Consider the following 25,451-nt stretch of genomic DNA (forward strand, 5'->3'; position numbering starts at 1 on the left):
ATGCGGAGGCATCGCACCGCGCAGCGATGGAGGAATATGAATCGCATAATCGACGGCGACTCCCAGCATGACGTCAACTCGTGTGACATCGATGCGCGTGATGCCAAGAGGCCATGGTGTCGTCGCCACCGGCGCGCAATACAATCCGGGGCGGTGCTGTTCGGTCTGATTTTCATCGTTTGCATCACCTATCGTGACATGATTTTCGGCGATTGGAAACTGTCCTATACGAATTTCTCATATGCGCACACGCCGTTCGCCGGCGAGGGCGTTGCCGTGCAGGGGCCGTTGATCTTGTCGGATACCGCCGACAACATTATTCCAATCGCATACTATGCCTTCCACGATTTCGCCTTCCTGGATTGGCTGCCGACATGGGGCATTGGCGGTTCGATGGGCGTGAATCTGTATTTTTCGCCGTTGAACTACCTATACGTGCTGCCGATGGATTGGGCCATGCCGTTGATTTCCGTCATCAAAGTATTGGTGGCTTTCGGCGCGATGTACCTGTTTATCCGTCAGCTTGGATACACTTTCCGCGGCGCGTTCGTGGCGGCGACTTCGTATGCGTTGGCTTCGGCGTTGATCGCTTGGCAGGGTTGGCCGCACAGCGAGGTCGCCATGTATGCGCCGTTGCTCTTCCTGCTGCTTGATAAGGCTCTTGCGCGATTCCGTCTGTTGCTGTTCCTGGGTTTCGGAGTTGTGCTGTTCCTAATGCTGGTCGCCGGTATGCCTACGTTCGCCGCGTATTTCATGTATCTGGCGGGCGTTTACGTGGTGGTGTATGGAACTCGCACGTATTGGAGGCAATGGAAATCGTTGTTGGCGTATTGGTGTGGTTTCGCGTTGGCCGTCGTGCTGGGCGTGCTGCTGTCACTGCCGTATACCGGTGGCTTGCTGACCACGGTGGGAAGCAATGGATACAGCGATTCCCGAGGAGACTACAGTCTGTCGAAACTGCCGTTGTCGCAGCTGAAAACACTGTTGTTCCCATATCTGCCGACCAGTGCGAACATGCATTTCAACGAGTCGACGTTGTACACCGGCGTGCTGGCCGTGCTTCTGGTGACGTTCACAGTAGTCAATCTACGCAAAAAACCGCGTGCGATGTTCTTCGGCATCACCACGATTGTGCTGCTGCTGCTGATCTTCACCGATGTGCTGACGCCCGTATACAGCCACCTGCCGGTGGTCAACAGCTCGCTGAAATACCGCATTATCGTCGTGCTGAATTTCACGTTATCGGTGCTTGCCGGTATCAATGCGGACGATCTGCTGGTACGAGCGTTCAATTCCATGCGCGACCGCATACCGTATTGGATCGCGGCCGGCGTTTCCACGGCGGTATTCGGTATCGTGCTGTGGCGTGTCTGGCCATTGAGGGACCAATCCACTTATGGGCCGCTGCAGATATGGATCGCTTGCGGTGTGGCGGCGGTGTTCGTCTTGATCGTGTTGGCACGTACCGTCAGTGGACGAAAAGTGGTGTCGATGGCATGCACGGCGGCATTGTTCTGCACGGTATCCGTTGACATGGGGTATTTTGCTTCACAGTACCTGCCGATGATCGATAAAAGCGCATCCTCGATACCACAGGCGACGGGCACGCTGCGATATGTGCAGAGCCATACCACCGGGCAGGAGAAAACGGTGGGGGCAACCCCTGCATGGGATTATTTCGCTTCGGAGAACATGTATTACGATATCCGCGATATTCGTGGTCACGGATTCGTATTCACCAATCCCGATGTCGTTGCGTACTATACGGCCATTAACGACGATGCGTACTCCATGTCTCCGACGCTGCCGAATTTCAGCGATATCGATAACGTCAACCTACTGAAATATCTGGGCGTGAAATATGTGTTCACCATGGAAGGCGAACAGCCTGATGCCGTGGTGGAAGCATCCTGTGTGAATGAGTACAGCGGCGGTGACGGTCTGACCGTGCATGAATTGGACGAATACGCGCCGCAGGTCCAGCTGGCGACCAGCGTGAACGTTCTGTCGGACGAAGATGCCGTCATCGATGCGATGGCAGATGAATATGTTGCCGGATCCGTGTATTTCTCGCAGGAATCCGGCGCTCCGGACACCGCGGGCGTCGGACAAGGCGCATTGCAGGCAGGAGAGGGCGTTTCTGACATCGCCACCGAGCGTGACGGAACAATGTCGTTCACTACAACGACGGACGAATCCCGATACGTTGTGGTGAATGAATACAATGACGGCAATTGGGCGGCGTATGTCGACGGTGAACGTGTGCCGGTATATAAGGCGAATGGTCTGGTCCGTGCCATCGAAGTGCCGGCAGGCGAGCACACCGTCGAATTGCGCTACGAATCTTCCTCTCTACGAGTGTTCCTTGGCGTTTGTGCGGGAAGTTTCGTCGTGCTGGTGATACTGGCGGCATGCAGCCGAATGATTGATCGCAAAGTGCAGGCGTGTATTGAAAGGCAAAAAAACGATGCCTGATGTGAAGAACGGGAAAACGCAGTCGCGTGACAGTCGTTTCGAATGGCTGCGAATCCTGGCCATGCTGTTGATCGTCAGTTGCCATCTGACCGCCTACAACGGTTGGGGGTTGGAACAGCGTGCGGACTGGATCGGCACATTGGCCCTGGCCTACGACCAGTATGCCGGGCAGTTCGGCGTATCGCTGTTCTTCCTGCTCTCGGGTTATTTCCTGGTCGACAAACCATTCAGTGCGTGGCGTATCGGCAAAACGATCGTGCAAACGTTCTGTTACAGCTTCGTCTGCCTGATCGTCGGACTGCTTTTGGGCGTGGACGTATCCGTCAAGGATATATATCGTTCGTTGCTGCCGGTGATCAACAACATGTACTGGTTCATAACCGCATATGTGCTGATGCTGATGGTTTCGCCGGTACTGAATATGCTGATCGACCGATATGATCGACGCACGGTCCGTCGCGCGATCATAGGACTGATATCGCTTGGCGTGTTGCCGTATGTGACGTTTATGGGATTCGCCTACAACGGATTGCAGTGGACGACCGCAGTGTACGCCATCACCGGATATCTGATCGGCGGATACATTCGCCGCTATCGGAGCGACTGTCTGCGGTGGGGCGGCGTCGGATGGCTTATCGTGTCGATAATGGCCGGCTTCGCATTGCTGACTGCTTTTCTCTGGTCTGCCCAGCACCAGATTGCTCCTGCGCGATTCTTTGCCTGGCAGCCGCGCTCCATATACGGATCGTTGCCGGTATTCGCGCTAGGCGCCGCATCATTGGCTTTTACGCTGCTCGCACGGAACAGCCTGCTGTTTGGTCCCGTGCATGCCTCATCTGCACACTCACGGTTCGTCGCATTGAAACCTGTCGTGGTGAATGCGGTCGCGTCCACCACATTCGGCATTTATCTGATTCATCAACAGCCGATTGCAGCCGGACTTATCTGGTCTATGGTCTCCAGAGCCGTGCCGAAACCTGGCGGCATGCTTCAAGCCGCTGCATATATGCTGTTGGAGACGCTCGTGCTATTCATCGTATTGGGAGTGATTTCCTTCATAATGGATGCGTTGGTCGTGCGGCCGATATGGCGTTGCTGCCGTACGGCGGTTGCTGCGGCTGGCCGAACTATTCGACGGTAATCGTAAAAGGACTGGCCGGTAGAGAATCGTCGTTATACAGCAGCGTCTTATCCTGAGGAGACGGATCCCACAGATATCGAATCTGACGAACATCGTCGCTGTCCGCTTGAATCGTTATGTAATCATCGGTAATCGTAGCGGTCGCGTCATGGAATTTTCCGTCTTTACCGGCGATTTCAAAGCCGGTCAAAGCATCGGCCTGCTCATCTGGGATTGCGACATTCCACGAAGGCGCCCATGTCTCTCGAATCGGCTGCATGGCCTGCAGGCCGTCGCTGGTACCTTCCTTGAAATAGATACGTACAGTCGAACCGTGAACCGTCGCATAATCGACGAGCGGGCCGGAGGGGATTGAATCGTTTTCCTGTATGGCAAACCATTGCCGTGCCATGCGTTCCGCCAGAATGTCTTTACCAAGCGGGTGAATACTGGATTGCGTGCCTTTATCGGTGTCAATCGACACGGTCATGCCGACGGTATCGCTGTTGTCAACGGTGCGTAATGCATCCAATTGCGCCTGTCTGATCATGGGAGTATCCGAATGATTTGCATATCGTGAAAGCTGAACGTACAGGAACGGCAGATCGGCATCATTGAACGTTGCCCGGTAATCATCGATCAATGTCGTGAAATGCTGTAAATACGTGATGGCCGTTGCATCCGTGGCGGCATCGTTTTCGCCCTGATACCACAGGATGCCAGCGATGTTGATGCCTTCCAACGGTGCGATGTGAGTGTCGTAAATATCGCCGCCCTTCATATGGCGTGCAATATACGTACCGCCCCAAGCCGTTTGGATAATGCCCACGGGGATATCGCTGTCTTTGTCGCGAAGCTCCTGTGCGAACAGCTGCGGCAGATATCCCAAATACGATGAATTTTCAGAAGTGGCTGGGAGCCATATTCCATTCTGATAGTCGCGTAGGGGAAAATCGTCTACAGAGATGTCGCTTTCATGATCGGCGTCATTGCCGGGATTGGGCGTGGTCGTGCCTTGCGAACTGGACGTATCGCGTTTGTCGGAGGAAGTGGTTTCGTGGGCTGTGACGATGAAGCGAACCAGTTTATCGTCGATGGTTTCAGGAAGATTGTCGATGATGTCATCATCAATGTTCTCTTGCGCGGATTCGCCGTCCTTATCGTAATAATCGAAGTAATTCAATTCCATATTCGACTGGCCGGCCGCTACGAACACGTCGCCCACATACACTTGCTTGATTCGATACAGTACCGTGCCGCCGCTGGCAATCGTCAGCTGATACGGCCGGGATCGACCGTCCAGCTGCGGTAGCGAGGCACGGAATACGCCGTTGTCGTCGGCGGCGATGGTCGTGGAGGAAACGGCATTGCCGTCATCCTTCAACGAGATTGTCAGCTGCGTGCCGGCATCGGCGGATCCCTTGATGATGATCGGTTTGTTACGTTGCACCACCATGCCGGGCAGGTAATAATTTGGTAGCGAGACCGTGGCGGAAGCATTGACGGTTCCGGGGGTATCGTTGGCTTGGGAGATGATAGACCGGCCTGGAAGGAAAAGCGCTAACGCGGTTACGATCGTCATCACGAGTGCGACGATGACGATCGTGATTGAATGTCGGCGGAATTTATCCAAATACGGTCTCATAATGCTGTAACTGGTGCTGTAGTCAAAAGGTACGTATATCCGTTACGACAGTAGCACTTACTCTTTACCCTGCACCTTGCGTGCGACGACCTTCAATAGTTCACGCTGCTTGGAGCCGCTCGGGGCAATCACATCCGCATACCTGCGCAACGGACTGTCCTCGGCGATCACGCGCTCATGATGCCGTACTGGCTGCGGTTTGGCCACGCCGGCCATGGCGGCGGTCATCTGCATCACGAACGGCGTCGCCTGCACATACCGCCAATACAACGTGGCGAAATCGCACCACGGGTTCTTCCACGGCTTGTCGAAACCGGCATAATGCACGATGTGCGGCGCCTTACGCGATTCCTGATACGCCTTGAATTCCGGGGCAGGCGCGAAAGCGAACACGCCCTGTACGCGGTCGGCGCAGTCATGCATTACATTCCACGAATAATCCAGATGGCGGACGGACCCCTCGCATTCCATGTTCAGAATGTCCTGATCGTTATAGATGAATCCCGGCTGCGAAGCGATCTGCAGCCACTGGCGCACGGTATGGATCTTACGCATGCGTTTGAGATTCATCACCAGCACGCCGGCCTGGAAATAGTCGTACGGATTGCGCATATGCAGCTTCTGGGCGGCGTATGCAGCGCGTTTGCCGTCCTTCATGTTGAGATTGCCAAGAAAATCGACGTCCTTGACCGCGCCGATCGCGGCGTCGCCCAACTCCGTGTCGAACAGTTCGGCGACATTGCCATTGACCACCAGATCACAGTCGAGGTACAGGATCTTGGCGTAGAACGGCAACGCCTCCTGGATGATGAACCGGTAGTACGTTTCGATGCTGATATGCGCATTGCTGGTCGTCAGGTTGAATCCATCGATCTGACGACTCACGTCATGGAAACGCACGGTCGCGTTCGCGTAATCGCCGAAGAAATCGACGAGGGCCTGCTTGTTGGCGGCGCTGATGTTGCGCTCCAAAACAATGACGTCGTAATGACGGTCCGATGATGCGTTGCTCAGCATCGAATGAATCGTCGTGGCCAGCATCGGCACATAATTGTCGTCGGCGGCGAACACCACCGGAACGACAGGCCTGCCGTTGACCGAGATCACCGCATCGGAAAGCGGCAGCAGCCGCTGCGGCGGTTCAGGGTGCTCGAAATGCACACACTGCAGTTGGCGCATACGCCAGCCTGTGCCGATACGACGGTGATGCATCAAAAACACATTGAGAAGACGCTCGGAAAGATGGCCCACCGTGCGCAGCGTCTGCACGTCGGCACGATCCATGTTTGTGTTTGCCGCGAATTCGTCCAACAGCGGGAACAGCCATTCGTTATACGCGCGGAAAATATCCTTACGCATGATGAACATATTGCAGAACGCCGCCGTACGGCCATTCAGCACAGCATCGGCATCCTGCCTGTAATCCGGGTGACGCTGGCACAGGATGTCATACATGTGGCGCAGATCGGCCAATCGCAGATGCCTGTCGGCGTTCCAATGATCCTTCAGATCATGGAAACCGCCGAATCGACGCACATCATTCAACGGCGACGTGATCACATCCCAACCATGCACCGCGCGGGCGATCGACGCATCGTCCAAACCGTATTTGGCGATCGTACGTTCATCAATATACGTATCGATGATTTCGCCGTAATCATTCTGCGCATGCTCAGTATCGGAAAAATCGAAATAGCGGCGGTAATGGCAGAAACCGTAATAATCGGCATCCATGTTCTTCCACGCCCAATACTGTGCGGTCAGTTCGCAGTACATCGGGTTCTTCGTGGAAATATTGTCGCCCTCGTCATCATGCAGCGTGTTTTCGAAACGGGTCGCCGCCTGCGCCGCGCCCACCTGAATCGGAAGAATGCAATCGCCTTCGGGGAATTGCGCCGGCTTATGCGCGCTGACGAAAATCTTGATGCGAGCGTCCTGCTGCCGAGCTGTGAGAGCCATGGGAATTCCGCCTTACTCATATTACAATGCTTCAACGAATGCGACTGGTATCGCAAATACACGTTCCCCACTAGAATATATGAGAATGTCGAGGGCCGGGGAGCATCAGCGTTCCATCGGGGGCCCGCATTGCTAAGGTAGGACGCTTGTGAAGAATATGGTGAAACGTCTGCGGGACCGGTACCGCTACGCGATGGTGGTGTTCCGCGAATTGGTGAAAACCGATTTCCAATTGCGCTATCAGGGGTCGTTCCTAGGCATTCTGTGGTCGGTGCTGAAACCGTTGATGCTGTTCGCCGTCATGTATGTGGTGTTCGTGCGCTTCCTGAAATTCACCGACGGCACGCCGACATTCCCAATCTCCTTGCTGTGCGGCACCTGCCTGTGGAATTTCTTCTCCGAATCCACCAGTGTGGGCATGCGTGCCATTGTGGACCGCGGCGATCTGCTGCGCAAGATCCATTTCCCGAACTACATCATCGTCGCGGCCACCACGATGGGCTCGATGATTTCATTGGGCATTAATCTGCTTGTGGTGATTGCCTTCGGCTTCTTCGCACATGCGCATTACACATGGCGTGTGCTGCTGGTGCCGTTCAGCATCGTGCAGTTGTACGCGATCGCACTGGGCGTGGCATTGCTGCTAGGCACGCTGTATGTGTATTTCCGCGACGTCGCGCATATTTGGGAAGTCGTATTGCAGGCGATGTTCTATGCGACGCCTATCATCTACCCGCTTTCAATGGTCGCCAATAATGAGGATTTCGGTTGGGCGGCCGACCTGCTGCTGCTCAATCCGAGCACACAGGCGATTATGGATATTCGACATAATCTGCTGTCTCCGGAATACGTGGACACTGTGTGGACGATGATCGACAATCCGCTGATCTGTCTGATTCCATATGTGCTGTCGGTTTTGGTGCTGTGGCTGGGCGTGCACGTGTTCCGCAAGCGCAGCCAGAAGTTCGCGGAGGTGCTGTAAAACCATGACGGAGAATACCGTGACCCAGAAAGAAAACGCCGTCGATGCCCGTCCGGTGGTGCTGTCCGTCGAACATGTCGCCAAATCCTTCAAGCTGCCCACCGAACAGGCCAGCGGCTTGAAGCAGGCGTTCCTGAATTGGACCAAAGGCATCAAGGGGTACACCGAACAGCACGTGCTGCGCGACATCAATTTCGAAGTGCGCCAAGGAGACTTCTTCGGCATCGTCGGCCGCAACGGCTCCGGCAAGTCCACGCTGCTGAAGATCATCTCCGGCATCTACGTACCGGAGAAAGGACGTGTGACCGTCAACGGCAAGCTGGTGCCGTTCATCGAACTCGGCGTCGGCTTCAATCCGGAACTCACGGGCCGTGAGAACGTGTATCTGAACGGCGCTCTATTGGGCTTCAGCCGTGAGGAAATCGACGGCATGTACGACGACATCGTCGACTTCGCCGAACTCGGCGACTTCATGGATCAGAAACTGAAGAACTATTCCTCCGGCATGCAGGTCCGTCTCGCCTTCTCCGTCGCCATCAAGGCACAGGGCGACATCCTGGTGCTTGACGAAGTGCTCGCCGTCGGCGACGAGGCGTTCCAGCGCAAATGCGACAACTTCTTCGCCGACGTCAAAAAGGATCCGACCAAGACGGTCATTCTCGTCACGCATTCCATGCCATCGGTGAAAAAGTATTGCAACAATGCGATTCTCATCAAGGACGGCGAAATTATCGCGTCAGGCAGCAAGGACGACGTCGCCGATCGCTATACGTTGGAGAACCTGGCTGTGGAAAAGAAAGCCGACAGACCGCAGGAAGGCAGCGTATATCCGGTTGGCCTTAGCGAGCAGGTCCCGGAATTCCGCGTGTCTGGAATCTCCGATTTGCTATGCAAAGGTCAGGAAATCTTCCGCTTCAAGGTGGAATACGAATGCCACAGCGAGCGTAAGAACTATTACTTGGTAGTCGCCATGCAGGATCTGCAACGTGGTGGCGTGGTGCTGGCCAAGACTTTCGACGGCGACACCTACGGGCGGCACGAATTGGAATTGGAATTGCCGTTGCATATGTTCAACAATGGCGATTACCGTATTTTCGCATCTCTGCATGCCTATGATGAGAGTCCGGCGGAGGCGGAGATGATTGGTTTCACTAATGACCGTCATGCTTGTGATTTTGTCATTCGTGATTCTCGCATCGTTGACAGCTTCGGTCTTATCAATACGGATGTATTGGACTATCACGTGATTTCACGCCGATAAGTCCGCTAAAAACACCAAAGAATCATATACAGCCGCATAATGCGGTGTGTTTGTCGGTCCTTTTGGCCGGAACACACCGCATTTGCTTTATGAGCGCTGCTTCTATCTGATTCGCCCGATAACCTTGCCCATAAGGAACAGCAGCAGGAAGCAACGATACTTGATCAGCGTCGCAAGAAGAGCCTGACGCCTTTCGAAACGGTGCGTGTTCAACGTGTCGCAGGCCTTCGCAAAAGGCGGGTAGTCGCGCAGCGCCCTGAATTCCTGCTTTCGTTCGCGATAATTATGTGGATTATGCTCATGCATCGGTCCAAGGAACACGCAATATTGCAACTCCCACAGCACACGATATTCATATAGTTCTGCGATGTCCGGACGATTCGGGTAGCAACGGGCGATGATATCGCGATAGGCCGCCAGTGTCGTCTTGCAGCTGTCGAAAATATGCGGCCGGTAGCGATGGCTTTCCGAATACACGGACCAACGGTAGTAATACAGCGTGTAATCAACGATTTTTGCGGCGGTCACATGTGACAACACTTCGAAATTGAAAACGATGTCCTCTTCATGCGTGACTTCATTACGGAATCGCAGGTTATTGTCGGTCAGAAAATCCCGACGATAAATCTTCGCCCACGGCGTCGGCAGCACCGAATGTGGAATCAGCGGAGTGTTATCTCGGAAACGATTGATGCAGTCAGATTGCAGATGCGTAATATCAGCGCCGGATACGATATGCGATTCGCCTAAATGATTGCCGCTTTGATCCGGTAGTGCTTCGGAAAAACGTTGGAAATTGTAGTAGACGATATCGCAGTCGGACTGTGCGGTTTGATGGATGACGCTTACCGCATCCTGCGCGACGATATCATCATTGTCAACAAAACAGATCCATGTTCCCGTTGCCGCGGCCAAGCCTGCATTGCGTGCTGCGGTAATGCCTTGATTTTCCTGATGAATCACGGTTATACAGCTGTGTTGTTGTGCGGCCTCGTCAAGAATCTTGCCGCTGGAATCACGAGAACCGTCATCCACGCATACGATTTCGATCCGGCCATCATCCTGTGCGATAATGCTGTGCAAAGTCGCCGGCAAATCGTGCTCGGCGTTATAAACCGGCATAACAAAGCTGATGAACGGTGTCGCATATTCTTCGATATGTTGATTGGCCATACGAGTGACTCTACACGGAATGCGGAAAGATTATGCGAAGACGGCGCCTATCCGGGGTCTCATATAGGCGCCGTCGACTGCCGACCGCACATAATCATCCCTGAATGCCGAGCCAAGCCGTACCTTCGTTACGCCAGCCGTATTGCGTGACCAAAGATCGATACTCGTCTAGGTCGACGGTATACAGATGCTCTCTGGTGCGCGGCAAATACACGCGATACACCGGTACGGTGCTCACGGAATCGGTCTTGCCGTCATCGCAATACCAGCCGATGCCCTCATCCCGCCATCCCTGACGGATCAGGTCATCACGCTCCTTCGCATCCAATGTCCACAAATGATTGCCGTCTTCCGGATTATATAGACGGTACACAGCAGAACCGTCGCTCTTCGAGGCATAGAACGCAATACGTTCGTCGCGCCAGCCATTGGACACCAGTTGTTCGCGCTCGCTGACGTCAGTGGTGTAATGATGCAGTCCGCTGTCGGGATTGTACAGACGATATACCGGCACGCCACCGTCTGGGATCGTGGTGTCGAGCAGACTCTGCACAATGGTCCGGATTCGCGGCAGCTCATCGCTGAGATGAATACCCGGGCATAGCGTGTCGTTCGCTCCATACACATGATGAGAATCATCCCCATGGCCGGTGATGCGCTGCTGTGTTCCCAGATAGGGGAACGTGCCATACGCATCGGTCAAATCCAAGGCGTTGAATTCCCAGGCAATCGCGGAAGCCACGCTTTGCACTGCGGCTTCGGAAGGCTTGTCGTCCAGATGGAAGCTGCCGATTACGGAAACGCCGAATGTCGCATAATTGAAATCACTGGTATGCGCTCCGACGGCCTGACTTGCAGGCTTCACGGCATTGGCCACGCCTTCGTCGCGGCCTTCCCAGATGCCGCCGAAACGGTCGACGAGCAGATTGTATCCGATATCGCCCCAGCCCCGCGTCTGCGTATGGAAAATATAGATGTTCTGTACAATCGCCTTCACTTCGGATTCGGCGTAATCATTGCGATCCACCGTATGATGGACGATTGCTCCACGCCAATCGCCGCTATTGTCGACAGGCCAGAAACGGGACGGCAGCCCGGAACGCCACCAGCTTTCACGCGTGTGAATCTCCGGCGTCAGCGTTGCCTGCGGAACATCCTCTTCGGCCTCGTTCTGTTCGGAATCATCCTCATCTTGCTCGGTCCCATCCGACAATGCATATCCGGAATCGATAACCGTCAGTTTCGGCATCAACGATGACGCATCTCCGGCGTCTTCCGAAAACGAGATAAGAGCCTCCACCGCATCGGCGCCGCCGACGTACATCGGATCGGTCGCCTGCACTGTCGGCGTATCCGCGTCATCATCATCCGCGTCAACGATATTCGCCGGTAACTCGGTCCAATCGCTCCATTCACCGTCATCCTGATAGCGCAGCATCACCGTCGGCGCGCCCTGTTCGGCATCCGCGATGCTCTGCGTCCAAGACACCGCCACGGAAGACAGACCGGCATCGCCCCGCAGCGTCGACGACGCCTGCAGGACCACGTCATCATCATCCGTGTCGATGCCGGCATCCCGCAAAGCCGTCGCGTCCATACCCATGCGGGCATACGCTCCGGCTTCGCCAACAGCCGAAAAATCGATTGTATCGGTCTGCGGATCATGCGTCACCGTCGTCGAAACCGACTCGGTGTCTTTTCCCGTCCCGACGGTTCCCTCGCCGAAAGCCACAGCCGGCACGACAAAAACGGCCGTCACGGAAAACATCGCAGCAATCGCAGCCGCAGACGCCATACCCATCACACGCATAATCAAACACCTCATTCCGCACGGCAAGCGCCGCGTCTCCCGAAGTCTCCCAGACAATCGTAAATCTACAAGCCAAGAAAAGCCCGCACCTTCAGCATTGTCCAGTTGAATGACTAGTAGAAAAAGGAGCAAGCATTACGCGCAGCACCGAAACGAAATAGGTTTTCCAACGTATGACTATCAGTAACGCAGCCGCCAATACTTCGATTCACGACAACCGACACGATGATCAAGCCAATAGAGGCCTCCTTGGATGTGCCAAGCGTCGTATGGCATTCACCTCTGCCGTTGCCGTGCTGATCGCGCTCGCGGCGCTGTTGCTGTATGTATACCGTCAAGTGGTGTTCGGCGATTGGAATTATTCGTTCACGAACTGCCTGTATGGTTGGGCTCCGTTCAAGTCGGAAGGCGTGAGAACCTCCGGGTATTGCTACACCGATATTTCCGACAACGTGTTGCCGATTGCTTACGCGACGATGCATCAGGGCATCTTCACGGACTGGGTGGCCGCTTTCTCTATCGGTGCGCCTCAGGGCGTCAACCTGTATCTGTCGCCACTGAATTACCTGTATCTGCTGCCGCTCGAGGTGGCGATGCCGCTGATCGCCGTCATCAAAGTCGTCATGGCCTTCCTCGGCATGTGCCTGCTGATGCGTCAATTCGGATACAGCGTGCGCGGCGGCATCATCGCCGGCGCCACATATGCGCTGTCCGCGGCGATGGTCACGTGGCAGGGCTGGCCGCATACCGAAGTCGGTATGTATGCGCCCTGGCTGTTCCTGCTGATCGATATGACGATTCGCCGTCTGCGCGTGCGCTACCTGATAGGCATCGCGGTGCTGACGTTCCTCATGCTGACGGCCGGCATGCCGACGTTCGCCGCGTATTTCCTTTACGTCGCTGCCGCGTACGCACTGTTCTACGCATGCCGTGCATATTGGAAGCGCTGGCGTCGGTTGCTGACGACCATCGTCTGCGGCATCGGTGCGGTGGCATTGGGCGGCATCATGTCCCTGCCATACACGGGCAGTCTGCTTACTTCGGTCGGCTCGAACGGATATTCGGAATCCCGGTCCGATTGGAGCTCCATGGGACTGGGGTTGCCGCAGATCAAAACGCTGTTCTTTCCGTTCCTCGACACCTCGACGACGCTGAACAACATCGAAAGCATGCTGTACACCGGTATATTGGCGGTGATTACAGTGGCGTTCACACTGATCAATCTTCGCCGCAAACCGCGCGTCGGATTTTTCGCGATCATGGCGATAATAGTGACGCTGCTGTTGTTTACACCTGTGTTCGACGTGGTCTTCACCCACATGCCGATGATTAACACGTCCTATAAGTTCCGCATCGTTATTCTGCTGAATTTCGCATTGGCGATTGTGCTGGGCATCAATATGGACGATCTGTTGACACGAGCGGTTGATACGGCTCGACGCCGCGCGCAGATTTGGGGCGCCTCATTGCTGGGGCTGGTCGGGTTCCTTGCGATGTATGCGATCGTGCGCGGCACACCGAGATCGGTCAATCTTGGATTCCAGCAAATACATATAGCATTTCTGGCGGTAGCCGCATTCATGCTGGTGGTGGTTCTGCGGACCGTGCCTTTTGCGACCATGCCAAGCTTCGCACGGTATGGTGGCACTGTGCGGAAAATGCTGTCGGCGCTATGCTCCGTAATCATGTGCGGCGCGGTGATCGCCGACACCGGCTATTTCGCCAGCCAGTACCTGCCGTTGGTGGAAAAAGGGGTTTCCGCTGTGCCTGAAGCCACATCCACGATCACCTATCTGCAGGAGCACACGCGCGATGACGAGAAGATCGTGGCGAAGGACGTGAATTTCCCAGTTGGCTCGCCGATGTTCTACGGTCTGCGTGATATTCGCGGACACGGGCTGTATATGACGAATCCGGATATCAAGGCGTATTACAACGCCATTGATGAAAGCGCGTACGAAATCAGCCCTACCAATACTGTTTTCCAAAACGTATCCAATGAGAACATGCTGCGTTACATCGGCGTCAAATATGTCGTCAGCACTGCGGAATGGGAATCCGTCGAGGACCAGTCCAGCGGCGAAGGCATGGTCGCCGTCGGTGATGACGGTCTGCTCGTCAAGGAAATCGAAGACACCGCCCCTAATGTGCAGCTTGTCGACAATGTGATTGTTAAGCAGACCAACGATGAGGTGCTTGCCGCGATGAGTGAGGAGTATCTGCCGAATACCGTCTTCTTCAGTAAGGAATATGGTGCGCCGGAAGGTACGGAAAGCACGTCGGAAAGCGATCTCGCATCCACCGACATTGATACCACCGCCGATATCACCGACGTACGGACTGAGTCTGACGGTGACATGGTCATCACCGTCGACGCGGAATCCGACAAGTATCTGATCGTCAACGAATATGCTGACAAAGGCTGGAAAGCCTACATCGACGGCGAGGAAACGACCTTGTATGAAGGCAATGGGCTGTTCCGAACCGTTGCGGTGCCGGCTGGCGAACATACCATCGAACTGCGTTATGAATCGTCCAGCTTGCATGTGTTCGGCGCTATCGCGGTCGTCGGTCTGGCGGTACTGCTTGTGGTCGGCGTATGCGCCCGACGCGAAAACGCATGGTTCGACCGGATTGGTGAAACATCCGGCACACTCTGACGAACCGACGCGTCAGCGCCGCATCTGCGGCAGTTTGACCACGCGAAGTGCCAGCATGATGCCGACGAATACGAAATACAGAGCCGCATACACGGCGGCCAGTGCGAACAGGTTCGTAATCGTCGGCATCCAAGCGAATAGCAGGGCGGTAACGGCAAATAGCAGGATATTCGCAATAATCGCGGCCGCCATGCGACGTGTCAGGATGTTGCCGGTCCGGCGAATCACTGCGGCAAGCGAAATCAGCATCGTCACCGCGGTGCACGTCATGCTGCATACTGCGATTGCCGTAATGCCGCCGAATTTTGCCGTAATTACAAAAAGCGGGATCACGATCACCAGCGATGTGATCGACAGAACGTCGGAAAAACGGTTGGACGCGAAATTCGTATGCACCATGTTCAATAGCACCGTCATACCCATGAAGAAGCTCGACATCGATAGACAGCTTAAAGCCGGGGCGGCCGCCGAATATTCGGGTTGGTAGAACACCGACAGCAATGTGCTGCTGCTTGCCGCAATCACGACGGGAATCGGCAGGATCATGGCTGTGATAAGCGTCATAAAATTCTTCACATGATTGACGGCGCAGTCAATATCACGCTCGCCAACCGCCTTCGCCACTAGCGGCAAAATCATCGTGAAAAAGGCATTCAGCAAATAATAGGAAAGCTTACCGAAATTCACGGCACCTGTGTAATAGCCGGTCATTGATGCTGGCTCAATCATCGACTTCACGGCCAGCGTGTCGAAGCTCAGCACCAGCGACGCCATAATGAAAAACACGGAGAAACTTAGTGTGTTCTTGGCAATAGTGCGGAAATGGACAGGCTCACCGCCTTCGCGGTGCAGCAGTCGACGATTGCGAATCAACGCCATGCCGCCCAAAACAATGCACAGTAGCAGAGCCAGTAGATAGCCTACTTCCATACCTGCCACTGGATCGTCGGCAAAGGCAAACAGAATCAGCGGAATAACCAGCAGCTTGGAAATGGGGTAGAAGGTGTTCAGCGCCGCACTTATGGAAAACTGTTGGATGCCGTCGGTTATGCCAAGCAGCAGCACAAACAGGCTATTCGCTGGCACCAGGAACGCGGCGATTTGGAAATAACGTGTCAGCGACATGTCGTTCAAGGCGGCGGCAAGCAGGGGAGCGCCGAAGAAATTCAGCGAGAAGAATGCAAGCGCCAAAATAAGCTGGAATGCGATGGTTTTACGAATCACGTCGCCAATCGCATAGCGTTTCATCGAAATTTCCTTGGCCAGCGACTGTCGTGCGCCGTTGGAGAGGAACATGTATTCGAAATCGAGCACGGTCATCACCGTGCCGACGATGCCATAGCTGGCGGCGGACATCGTATGACCAAGGAAGAAGTGAATCACGTATCCGGCAACGAAAAACACGATGTTGCTGACGAGATTCAGCATCAATCCTCGGCGCATGCGGTGAGCATCCTTTCGAATTATGGTGAGATGTTGCGAAGTCCTGGAATTACTGTGTGGATTACTTCGAAACGTTGCGCCGACGCCTGTTATGGCGTCGGCGCAACGAAATTTATCGATAGTGCTCTGCCTGTGTCTAGTCGCGGCGGAACAAATCCCTCGTATACACCTTGTCGCTGACGTCGGCGAGGTCGTCGTTCCAACGGTTCGCGATAATCAGGTCGCAGCGTTCCTTGAACGAGGCCAGGTCATGCGTGACCTCGCTGCCGTAGAAATCCGGATCGTTCAGCGTCGGCTCATACACCAGAACGGTGATGCCCCGGGCCTTCACGCGCTTCATCACGCCCTGAATCGCGGACTGGCGGAAATTGTCAGAACCTGACTTCATGGTCAGCCGGTACACACCGACCACTGGCTTGGCGATGCAGGCGACGCGTTCGGTGATCTCATCGGCGATGAAGTCCTTGCGTGTGCGGTTCGCCTCGACGATCGCCTCGATCAGGTTCTGCGGGACCTTGTCGTAGTTGGCGAGTAGCTGCTTGGTGTCCTTCGGCAGGCAGTAGCCGCCGTAGCCGAAGCTCGGATTGTTATAGTCGTCGCGAATACGCGGGTCCATGCACACGCCGCTGATGATCTCGTGCGTGTTCAAACCGCGGGATTCCGCGTACGTGTCGAGCTCGTTGAAGTAGGCGACGCGCAGGGCCAGGTACGTGTTGGCGAACAGTTTGATCGCCTCCGCCTCCGTGGTGCCCACGACGAGCTGCGGGATGCCGATCGAGCCGTCCGGGTTGATGCGCTGCTCGTCGCCCGCCGCGGCGCCCTGGGCAAGCAGATCGACGAAACGGTGTGCGGCTTTGACAGCCTCCGTGTCGTCCTGCGGGGCGCCCGCGATGATGCGGCTCGGATGCAGGTTGTCGTACAGTGCGTGGCCTTCACGCAGGAATTCGGGGGAGAACAGGATGCGCGCGTCCTGAAGACGGTCGCGCAGCTGCTGCGTGTATCCGACTGGGATGGTGGACTTGATCACGATCCAGGCCTGCGGGGCGTGCTCTCGGACCGCGGCAATGGCGGCCTCCACGCTGGAGGTGTCGAAGTAGTTGCGTTTCGTGTCGTAGTTCGTCGGCGTCGCAATCACCGCGTATTCGACGTTTTCGTACGCTTCGGCAGGATCGATGGTCGCGTGGAAGTCGAGCGGGTGCTTGCCGGAGGTGTTGTCGTCGAGGAACTGGGTGATTTCCTTGTCGACGATCGGGCTGATGCCGTTGTTGAGCTTGGTGACTTTTTCCTCGACGATGTCCAGCGCGTGCACTTCGTTATGCTGCGCGAGCAGGAGCGCCACGGACAGGCCGACATAACCGGTTCCAGCGACCGCAATCTTCATAACAGACCTACCTTCCATTGGTGATAGTGCTCATCATAGGAGCAGGGGCAAAAAAGTGGTGTTCTCACGGAGAAACGTGAAGACACCACTGTGTTAATGTATTGGCTGAGGATCTGGTGGACGGTAGCTTTACGCCAGATAGTTGCGCAATCTGTTTTCCCAATTGGCTGGTGTGTAGCCAGTGGCTTCGATTTTGTCCAGGCTTAGCGTGCTGTACGTCGGGCGAGGGCTTACCGGAACGGAAGCGTTCGCGAAATACTGTTCCGTACTGATCGGAACGACCTTGTCGCCGTTGCCGTTGGCCAGATCGAACACCTTGCGCGCGATATCGGCCCAGCTGACGGTCTCGCCTTCGCCGGTCAGATCGTACGTGCCATAGTCCGCATGCGAATCCAGCAGATGGAAGATCGCCTCGGCCATGTCCTTGGTGAAGGTCAGGCGGCCGTATTGGTCGTCGACCACGGTCACCTGCTCGAGCTTGTCTTCCGGATCGGCGACACGGTTGGATAGGTTCGCCATGGTCTTGACGAAATTGTGGCCATCGCCGATCACCCAGCTCGAACGCAGAATGTAGTGGCGCGGGCAGTTCGCGACCGCAATGTCGCCGGCGGCCTTTGTCTGCCCGTACACGCCCAGCGGCGCGAACGCCTCGGTCTCGTCATGCGTCTCGCGTGTGCCGTCAAACACATAGTCGGAGCTCACATGCACCAGCGTGATGTTGTGCTCTTCCGCGACGCGGGCCAGCAGTGCCGGTCCCTGCGCATTCGCCTTCCATGCGGCCGTGCGGCCCTCCGGGGTTTCGGCCTTGTCGACGGCCGTATAGGCGCCGGCGTTGATGATCGTGCCGTACAGCGACCAGTCAAACCGGTCGTACTGGGCAGGGTCGGAGAAGTCGAACGTGTCGATGTCGTTGAATTCAAAGCCCTCCAGGCTATGCGCATCGACATATGCGCGGATCGCACGTCCGAGCTGACCGTTGCAGCCGGTGACCATCGTGCGCTTCGGGTCCATCGGCCTGGCGTCCTTCAGCATCGGATGCGCCTTGTCCGCGTCGGACAGTTCGCATTCGGACAGCGGAATCGGCCATTCGATAGCGAGCTCGGGGTCGGCCAGATTCACGAAGGTATAGGTCTTCTTCTGCTCGAGGCTCCAATGCGCGTTCACCAGATACGTGTACACCGTGCCGTCCTCGAGCGCCTGGAAGCTATTGCCCACGCCGCGCGGTACGTAGATCGCGCGAGACGGGTCCAGACGGGTCGTGTACACCTGGCCGAAGCTTTTGCCGGGACGCAAATCGACCCATGCGCCGAAGATCTCGCCCGCCGCGATCGAGATGTACTTGTCCCAAGGTTCCGCATGAATGCCGCGAGTCACGCCGCGGGTCGCGTTATACGAGATGTTGTTCTGGACGGGACCGAAATCCGGCAGGCCCAATCCGGTCATCTTCGCGCGCTGCCAGTTCTCCTTGAACCAGCCCCGGTTATCGCCGTGCACCGGAAGGTCGAATACCAGCAGGCCCGGGATGTTGGTTTCGGTGACCTTCAGTTCTTTTTCGAAATCCATAATCGAAGAACGCTCCCTTTTCCTTTACTGGCCCTGCTGCTTGTAACGGGCTTCGGTCGCGGCCTTTGCCGGCTCCCACCAGGCGCGGTTGTCGGTATACCATTCGATCGTGCGCTTAAGACCTTCGGCGAAGTCCGTATGCTGCGGTTTCCAACCCAGTTCAGTCTGCAACTTGGTGGAATCGATGGCGTAACGGCGATCGTGGCCTGGGCGATCCTTCACCCAGTCGAACGCGTCCGGATCCTGACCCATCATCTCCAGAATCATGCGCAGCACGGTGATGTTGTTCTTTTCACCGTTCGCGCCGATCAAATAGGTTTCGCCCATGCGGCCCTTCGTCAGGATCGTCCACACGCCGGAGGAATGATCATCGGTGTGGATCCAGTCGCGCACGTTCTCGCCCCTGCCGTACAGCTTCGGACGTTCGCCCGTAAGGATGTTCGTGATCTGACGCGGAATGAACTTCTCCACATGCTGGTATGGGCCATAATTGTTCGAACAGTTCGAAATCGTGGTCCTGAGGCCATATGTGCGGGTCCAGGCGCGCACTAGCATGTCGGATGCGGCCTTCGTGGACGAGTATGGGCTTGACGGCCGGTACGGCGTAGATTCGGTGAACTTCGCGGGATCATCCAGCGCCAAGTCGCCGTACACTTCGTCCGTGCTCACATGATGGTAGCGGATGCCATACTTGCGCACGGCCTCCAGCAGACGGAACGTGCCTTCGACGTTGGTTTTCAGGAACGGCTCCGGATCTGCGATGGAGTTGTCGTTATGCGATTCGGCCGCGTAATGCACAATCGCGTCATGGCCCGGCACGATGCGATCGAGCAGTTCGGCGTCGCAGATGTTCCCATGCACGAACTCCACACGGTCCTCCGGCAGGCCGGCGATGTTCTCGATGTTGCCCGCATAGGTAAGCGCATCCAACACGGTCACATGCGTCCCGGGATGGTTGTTCACGACATAATGCACGAAATTCGAACCGATGAAGCCACAGCCACCGGTCACGATGATGTTCTTCGGAGAGAATTCTTCAGCCATGTCACCCAGTGTAACGTGACGACTGACCCTTCGAAGGGTCTATGCATTCTGCAATGTCCCGACGGATTGCTGCTGAACAGATTCTTGTGTGTGTGCTTGTGATGGCAATAAAACAACCAATAACGGTAGCAATGGTACTGCATACCGCTCTTGGGACCCGCGTATTAGATTTCCCCAAGTCAAAGTAGACGCGTCATTCCAAGTGAGCAGAATCGCTCCAAGAACCATCATCAGGCTGATAATGGCGATGCTGGTTATAGCAAGAGTCTTTTTGAGTGGAACATTGTCTTGTGTCTTGGTGAGAAAAACAATGAAGATGAGAAGGAAAACCGCGGAAGCCAGGCTGCCGTTTGACAGCATCTGCCACATATAGTTCATTGCGGATGCCAGTAGCATTAAAAAGATGGTAATTGGATGGTGCAGGATGTAATTGAAGTTATCCGCAACATTGTAAGTGGCGAAGGTCAATCCGAATATTCTGGACCATAGCAGATATGACGTCAAACCGATAACGGTGGCGAAGACGAAGATTAGGATCTTCCCGCGTATTGGAATCGTTGAGGTGGGGAGCAAAAACACTAAGACGATGAGCGGGTAGTAACACATCTTGAACGGAATCAGCAGACATAGCAATGTGGTGAAAATAATAAATTGCCAGGCTGGTGGCCGCCGTGTGCTGAAATTGAGGAAAAGCGCCACAATCAATGTAGCAAGCGCCAATACATTGGCATCGCAGCTCAAAGCGGATGCCAAAAACATTGATACGGGGTTGACAAGAATTAGTACGAGTAGGCCTCGGCGGTATTTTTCGATAAGCAACAATGAGATAAAACCGACAAGCGTGTAGCACAGCAGATTGGCCGCACGAGCGCTTTGCAATTGCATCCAGCCGTTGCCGTGCAAGGCTCTCGCGAATGCCATGCCGATACCTTGCGGAACATATAGGATTGGCGGGTATTGATTGGAACGAACGGGAATGGTGATTTGTGTCGGATTTGCAATCAATTGTTGATACTGGGAGTCCCTTGCGTCATCAAACCAGAATTCTTGCAATATATCTGTGACTGTTGCGCCTTTGCCTTGCGTGCCGAGAACAGTGGAATCTCCTGTAATCGTCTGACGGTGCGTGTGATTACCATAATCGTCGACCACATCAACCGGTTCATTAAAATACTGCCCTGTCGCAACCGCATAGGTTGCAGTGGAATGCAGTCCTGGATCAGGTATGGTCAGAGGGCCGAACGCGTATAGAAATGATCCTCCGGTGATGAAGGCGGCAACGAGAAAGACGCAGATGGATGGAGGGAATATCTGCCGTAGCGCTTTAGAAAAGGGAGTCTTTGCCACATGCCTTGCGCTGTGTCTCAGAGGAACGTTCATCTCTCTCATTGCCTTCACGTAGCATTTTCTCTTCGTGGATTTGGTCAATGTGACTTATGCGTTGACTCGAATCTGCTTCTTGATGATAGTGATTTGCCGTGACTGATGCCGGCTCCCACATATTCTCCTTGCGTATAGAGAGATGCAGATGAAGAGGAGTCGATAAGAAGGAGCCGATATTGATTGATGTCAGCGACGGCGCTCATACCATTTGAAGATCATTCGAATTTATAAATTCGTAAATCCCATGTCCTTCAAATAATTCTTTCCGGCGCTCAGATCATATTGAATCAGCTCATAATCGTGCAGTAATTGCAGCGCCTCATTCGATAGATCATCCTCTGCGACAACATTTCCCTCGGCATCCATATACGTCGCCTTCTGCCCGCTGGCCGCGCCGGCCGACGGCACGGAAATAGCGGGAATCGCATCATGCATCTGCGTCAGGAAAGCAAGGTACGGCGAAACCTTCGCGTTCATATGTTCCGCGGCCTGCGTCATGAAGTAATTCGACGATGTATAACCGGCGCTTGATGCGTCAAGCTTCGTGGCATTTGAGGACGACGCGTTATTCGACCAAATGAAATAGTCGGTCTCATGCAGTGCGGCGGCATTCGTGGGGTCACCCATCGCGGTGGAATAAATGCCAGGCAAATGATCGCCATAGAAAATCACTGTGATCGGCTTATCCATTGCATCCAATTGCGCAAGAAAATCAGCGGTCTCCTGGTCGGTGATGCTCACGCCCTTGGCATAGGTGTCGATTGAGACCCGTTCCGAATCGCTGAGATTCTGCGATGTGTCCGCGGCCTTGAACTGATTGTCCTGATACCAGTCGTCGTATGGCATGTGGTTCTGCATCGTCACGACTTGGACGAATTCGCTCCCGTCGTTGTTGCGTACCTGATCGAGCACGTTCTGATATGTGGAATGGTCGGACGCATACCAAGCCGATTCCAGCGCTTCCAGTCCGCTCATCTGATCGTCTCCGTCTTTCGCGTAGAACGTGGAGAATCCGAACTTCTTATAGTTGTCGTTACGGAAATACATGTTGCGGTCGAACGAATGGAACGCCACCGAATTGGATGTGCCATCTTCGTCGTCCCACAACTGGTTGAACGTGGGAGTCCAGCTCTGCTTGGGCACCAGCTGCTGATATGCGACCGACAATGACGAATCGTAATTCGACATATTCAATCCGGTCAATGCTTGATATTCGATGTTTGCGGTACCGCCGCCGTATCCCGGGGACAGCATCAGGCCGGACGTGGTTTCCGTCTTCAACTGACGGATGAACGGCATCGGATCCTCCGAAAAAGTGATGCCCGGAACCCTTGTCGGGTCGGAGAAACTCTCGGAAAGCAGCAGGATGACCGTATTGTCGGAAAGATTGTTATCACGGGTCTTATTCATCATCTCCGCGACGTCCGCATATTTCGCGGCAATCTCCTGCATGGTTTCTTCGCTGTAATCTTCGGGCTTGTCCATGATCTCCGTGTGCGCAAGACGCAGGAAATTCATTGCCGGCCCGTTATTCAAGGCATCGCCCATGCTGTTCCATAATTGCGGCGCATCGCCCATGCTCTGTGCGAATTGCTTCGACCATGAATCATTGATGTTGAGATTCCATGTGAACGAGAGCAGCAGCGATGCGCTTGCGACGAGCGCGACGATACGCCCCGCAAACGCGGCGACGTTTTTTGCCTTCAGGAACGGGCGGCGATAGTGGAATTCGAAGAAACCGTTGCGTCGATCCAGGAATTGCAGGATGATGCATCCGACGACGCCGATGATGAGCAGTTTGATGATCTGATGTACATACGGCATATACGAGTCGGGGATGAACGACATCAATTCGCCGGTGTTGCCGCCGGAAACGAAATTCAGGTCGGCGGGGATGATCGGCTCGTCACGTGCCTGCACTTTGATGAAATTCGCAACGGAGAATACCGCCATGGTCGTGCCGAATACCGCGGTGGCGATCCAGAAGCGATTGAACAGGAAGATGAGCACCAGATACATCAATCCCAAAACGAGGAAATTCAACAGTGCTATGTATTGATGCTGAAGCCATATCTGTGATATGAATTTGGTGACTTGGCCGGCGATGCTTTCCCATGCTCGCGTTGCCTCGTCGACTTCGGCGTCGGCCGCGTAGGTCGGTTCGCTGTAGACGCTCCATTGCAGCGCGACGACGGATGCTGCGGTCAGCAAGGTGAATACGATTGCGTAGAACGCGTAGGAGAACTTCAGGCGCTTATGCCATGCCGCCGCAATCACTCCGCCCACAGTGCACGCCGTCTGTCGTGCCTTCGACGGGCCGGTCTGCTGTTCCGCCGCGGATTCACCTGCGGCCGTGTTCGTGTCGCTTTCTTGGTTGCCGTCGCCCTCCTGATCGTTGTCAGCATTCGAGTCGGCTTGGTTTCGTCGGAAGTTTTTTTCTGCGGCGTTCACGTTTGCGGTGTTCTCGATATGGCTGTCATCATTCGATTCGTTGACGATATTGTCAGACGTGGCTGCTGTTTTTTTGGAGTCTTCCGAGGTGTTTGCAGTATCTAATGCATTATTGCCGTCACTGCTGTCACCTGTTGTTCCGGCTGCTTCGTCGTTGGCGTTGTTTTCGACGTCGCTTCCAGCGGTGTCGCCGGCATCCTCGTCATCATTGTCGGGCTCAACGTTGGCTGTATCCGTCGTTGCAGCGTTTTTGTCGGTCGGATCTATGTCGTTGTCGGCGTTTTCTGTGCTGGCGCCGATCTTATTTGCCTTGTTATCTTGCGTATTTGCCTCTTGCGCGGATTTTTCGTTATCCATAGTTTCACGTGAAACATCATTCATCTCAGTCTGATCAGCATTCTCGTTAGCTGAAGTTCTGCGGATGTTTCGTTTCTGCATTCGGCCCTGCTTTCAACAGCCCGTCTCGTTGCGGGCATGGTTGTGTTCGCAAAATAAGTACGGGCACATATTAATGGCACAGATACGACGGTTCGTACATCAGCCTGTAAGTTTCACGTAATCTGGCGTTCATGTTTGGCATGATGCTGTGCTGATGCGAAAGCGGTCTTCATGTATGTTGCTGATTGCTGGGTATTGTGTGCGGTCGCATTCGATTGTTGAATGTGATGTTTTGCGGTTTCTTTTGTGATTACGATGTACTTGATTACCAGTTTGGATTTTTCCGTTTTTGATGTCGCAAAGAAGATCCCCATAGATGCGTGCCAATACACATATGTGTGTGATGTAGTCGTAGTGTTGACGTTGACGGTAATGTCGTCGATGTTTTGCCGGCTGGTTTGACTGGTTTTGTCGGTGTTGCGACACGCCGTGGGATGCGTGTGTTTGCAACGGGTCCCGTGGTTTCGCGCGCCTTCCGGTTTGCGTGGCGGGCCGGGTGCGTGTAAGTTTATCCCTTGCTGCCGCACGGTGCGGCCGGGGGTTCGGTCCCGTGGCCTGTTTCGTTGCGTGTGGTGGTGGTTTGAGAACTCAAGAGCGTGTCTGTACTACTTATGCTTTATGTAAGTCAATGATTGCCAGTCCGATTCCCGCTCCCGCGTTTCG

At 54.8% G+C, this 25,451-nt stretch carries 15 protein-coding genes; 5 read left to right on the top strand and 10 right to left on the bottom strand.

All coding sequences use genetic code 11. The annotated features are described in order from the left end of the window. Positions 1-36: 36 nt before the first annotated feature. Together AC1AWD_RS07975 and AC1AWD_RS07980 are read left to right on the top strand one after the other, a co-directional pair. On the top strand, positions 37-2,475 hold the full coding sequence (locus AC1AWD_RS07975) for a YfhO family protein (RefSeq protein WP_476565396.1): 2,439 nt from the start codon (positions 37-39) through the stop codon (positions 2,473-2,475). After that, positions 2,468-3,616: an acyltransferase gene (locus tag AC1AWD_RS07980; RefSeq protein ID WP_476565398.1), complete on the top strand. Its 1,149-nt coding sequence runs from the start codon at positions 2,468-2,470 to the stop codon at positions 3,614-3,616. The genes AC1AWD_RS07975 and AC1AWD_RS07980 overlap by 8 nt, the downstream gene beginning before the upstream one ends. Here AC1AWD_RS07980 and AC1AWD_RS07985 read toward each other — a convergent pair. Both AC1AWD_RS07985 and AC1AWD_RS07990 read right to left on the bottom strand, forming a co-directional pair. Then, the gene (locus tag AC1AWD_RS07985) at positions 3,603-5,051 is read right to left on the bottom strand and encodes a sialate O-acetylesterase (RefSeq protein ID WP_476565400.1); all 1,449 of its coding nucleotides are present in this window, start codon (positions 5,049-5,051) and stop codon (positions 3,603-3,605) included. The genes AC1AWD_RS07980 and AC1AWD_RS07985 overlap by 14 nt on opposite strands. 246 nt (positions 5,052-5,297) lie before the next feature. Then, positions 5,298-7,199, bottom strand: a complete 1,902-nt coding sequence (locus AC1AWD_RS07990) for a DUF4422 domain-containing protein (RefSeq protein ID WP_476565402.1) — start codon at positions 7,197-7,199, stop codon at positions 5,298-5,300. Positions 7,200-7,356: 157 nt separating this feature from the next. On the opposite strand from AC1AWD_RS07990, the gene AC1AWD_RS07995 reads away from it, so the two are divergent. After that, positions 7,357-8,181: an ABC transporter permease gene (locus AC1AWD_RS07995; protein WP_476565424.1), complete on the top strand. Its 825-nt coding sequence runs from the start codon at positions 7,357-7,359 to the stop codon at positions 8,179-8,181. A gap of 4 nt (positions 8,182-8,185) precedes the next feature. After that, positions 8,186-9,442, top strand: a complete 1,257-nt coding sequence (locus AC1AWD_RS08000; RefSeq protein WP_476565404.1) for an ABC transporter ATP-binding protein — start codon at positions 8,186-8,188, stop codon at positions 9,440-9,442. Between the two features lie 102 nt (positions 9,443-9,544). Here the strand turns inward: AC1AWD_RS08000 and AC1AWD_RS08005 are convergent, their stop codons facing one another. Then, the gene (locus tag AC1AWD_RS08005; protein ID WP_476565406.1) at positions 9,545-10,615 is read right to left on the bottom strand and encodes a glycosyltransferase; all 1,071 of its coding nucleotides are present in this window, start codon (positions 10,613-10,615) and stop codon (positions 9,545-9,547) included. A 94-nt stretch (positions 10,616-10,709) separates the two neighbouring features. Beyond that, the gene (locus AC1AWD_RS08010) at positions 10,710-12,425 is read right to left on the bottom strand and encodes an N-acetylmuramoyl-L-alanine amidase (protein WP_476565408.1); all 1,716 of its coding nucleotides are present in this window, start codon (positions 12,423-12,425) and stop codon (positions 10,710-10,712) included. A 173-nt stretch (positions 12,426-12,598) separates the two neighbouring features. Between AC1AWD_RS08010 and AC1AWD_RS08015 the strand changes: the two genes are divergently transcribed. Then, positions 12,599-15,085, top strand: a complete 2,487-nt coding sequence (locus AC1AWD_RS08015) for a YfhO family protein (RefSeq protein WP_476565410.1) — start codon at positions 12,599-12,601, stop codon at positions 15,083-15,085. A gap of 12 nt (positions 15,086-15,097) precedes the next feature. Here the strand turns inward: AC1AWD_RS08015 and AC1AWD_RS08020 are convergent, their stop codons facing one another. The 6 genes from AC1AWD_RS08020 to AC1AWD_RS08045 form a co-directional block, all read right to left on the bottom strand. After that, the gene (locus AC1AWD_RS08020) at positions 15,098-16,528 is read right to left on the bottom strand and encodes an oligosaccharide flippase family protein (protein WP_476565412.1); all 1,431 of its coding nucleotides are present in this window, start codon (positions 16,526-16,528) and stop codon (positions 15,098-15,100) included. 136 nt (positions 16,529-16,664) lie between these two features. Continuing rightward, positions 16,665-17,909: a UDP binding domain-containing protein gene (locus AC1AWD_RS08025; RefSeq protein ID WP_476565414.1), complete on the bottom strand. Its 1,245-nt coding sequence runs from the start codon at positions 17,907-17,909 to the stop codon at positions 16,665-16,667. Positions 17,910-18,038: 129 nt separating this feature from the next. Then, positions 18,039-19,472 carry a sugar nucleotide-binding protein gene (locus AC1AWD_RS08030; RefSeq protein WP_476565416.1) on the bottom strand — a complete coding sequence of 478 codons (1,434 nt, stop codon included), beginning with the start codon at positions 19,470-19,472 and terminating at the stop codon, positions 18,039-18,041. A 24-nt stretch (positions 19,473-19,496) separates the two neighbouring features. After that, positions 19,497-20,516 carry a dTDP-glucose 4,6-dehydratase gene (gene rfbB / locus AC1AWD_RS08035; RefSeq protein ID WP_476565418.1) on the bottom strand — a complete coding sequence of 340 codons (1,020 nt, stop codon included), beginning with the start codon at positions 20,514-20,516 and terminating at the stop codon, positions 19,497-19,499. 39 nt (positions 20,517-20,555) lie between these two features. Continuing rightward, positions 20,556-21,896 carry a DUF2142 domain-containing protein gene (locus AC1AWD_RS08040; RefSeq protein ID WP_476565420.1) on the bottom strand — a complete coding sequence of 447 codons (1,341 nt, stop codon included), beginning with the start codon at positions 21,894-21,896 and terminating at the stop codon, positions 20,556-20,558. 228 nt (positions 21,897-22,124) lie between these two features. Further along, positions 22,125-24,707 (bottom strand): LTA synthase family protein, encoded by a 2,583-nt coding sequence (locus AC1AWD_RS08045; protein WP_476565422.1) that lies wholly within the window; start codon positions 24,705-24,707, stop codon positions 22,125-22,127. Positions 24,708-25,451: the final 744 nt, after the last annotated feature.

This window comes from Bifidobacterium sp. LH_512, from assembly GCF_056356435.1.

What these genes read in the sequence shown, in the direction of transcription:
- AC1AWD_RS08000 (WP_476565404.1), top strand. Translation starts at nt 8,186, where the DNA reads ATGACGGAGAATACCGTGACCCAGAAAGAAAACGCCGTCGATGCCCGT.
- AC1AWD_RS08010 (WP_476565408.1), bottom strand. Translation starts at nt 12,425, where the DNA reads ATGCGTGTGATGGGTATGGCGTCTGCGGCTGCGATTGCTGCGATGTTT.
- AC1AWD_RS08045 (WP_476565422.1), bottom strand. Translation starts at nt 24,707, where the DNA reads ATGGATAACGAAAAATCCGCGCAAGAGGCAAATACGCAAGATAACAAG.
- AC1AWD_RS08030 (WP_476565416.1), bottom strand. Translation starts at nt 19,472, where the DNA reads ATGGATTTCGAAAAAGAACTGAAGGTCACCGAAACCAACATCCCGGGC.
- AC1AWD_RS08020 (WP_476565412.1), bottom strand. Translation starts at nt 16,528, where the DNA reads ATGCGCCGAGGATTGATGCTGAATCTCGTCAGCAACATCGTGTTTTTC.
- AC1AWD_RS08005 (WP_476565406.1), bottom strand. Translation starts at nt 10,615, where the DNA reads ATGGCCAATCAACATATCGAAGAATATGCGACACCGTTCATCAGCTTT.
- AC1AWD_RS08025 (WP_476565414.1), bottom strand. Translation starts at nt 17,909, where the DNA reads ATGAAGATTGCGGTCGCTGGAACCGGTTATGTCGGCCTGTCCGTGGCG.
- rfbB (WP_476565418.1), bottom strand. Translation starts at nt 20,516, where the DNA reads ATGGCTGAAGAATTCTCTCCGAAGAACATCATCGTGACCGGTGGCTGT.
- AC1AWD_RS07975 (WP_476565396.1), top strand. Translation starts at nt 37, where the DNA reads ATGAATCGCATAATCGACGGCGACTCCCAGCATGACGTCAACTCGTGT.
- AC1AWD_RS07980 (WP_476565398.1), top strand. Translation starts at nt 2,468, where the DNA reads ATGCCTGATGTGAAGAACGGGAAAACGCAGTCGCGTGACAGTCGTTTC.
- AC1AWD_RS07990 (WP_476565402.1), bottom strand. Translation starts at nt 7,199, where the DNA reads ATGGCTCTCACAGCTCGGCAGCAGGACGCTCGCATCAAGATTTTCGTC.
- AC1AWD_RS07995 (WP_476565424.1), top strand. Translation starts at nt 7,357, where the DNA reads ATGGTGAAACGTCTGCGGGACCGGTACCGCTACGCGATGGTGGTGTTC.
- AC1AWD_RS07985 (WP_476565400.1), bottom strand. Translation starts at nt 5,051, where the DNA reads ATGGTGGTGCAACGTAACAAACCGATCATCATCAAGGGATCCGCCGAT.
- AC1AWD_RS08015 (WP_476565410.1), top strand. Translation starts at nt 12,599, where the DNA reads ATGACTATCAGTAACGCAGCCGCCAATACTTCGATTCACGACAACCGA.
- AC1AWD_RS08040 (WP_476565420.1), bottom strand. Translation starts at nt 21,896, where the DNA reads ATGAACGTTCCTCTGAGACACAGCGCAAGGCATGTGGCAAAGACTCCC.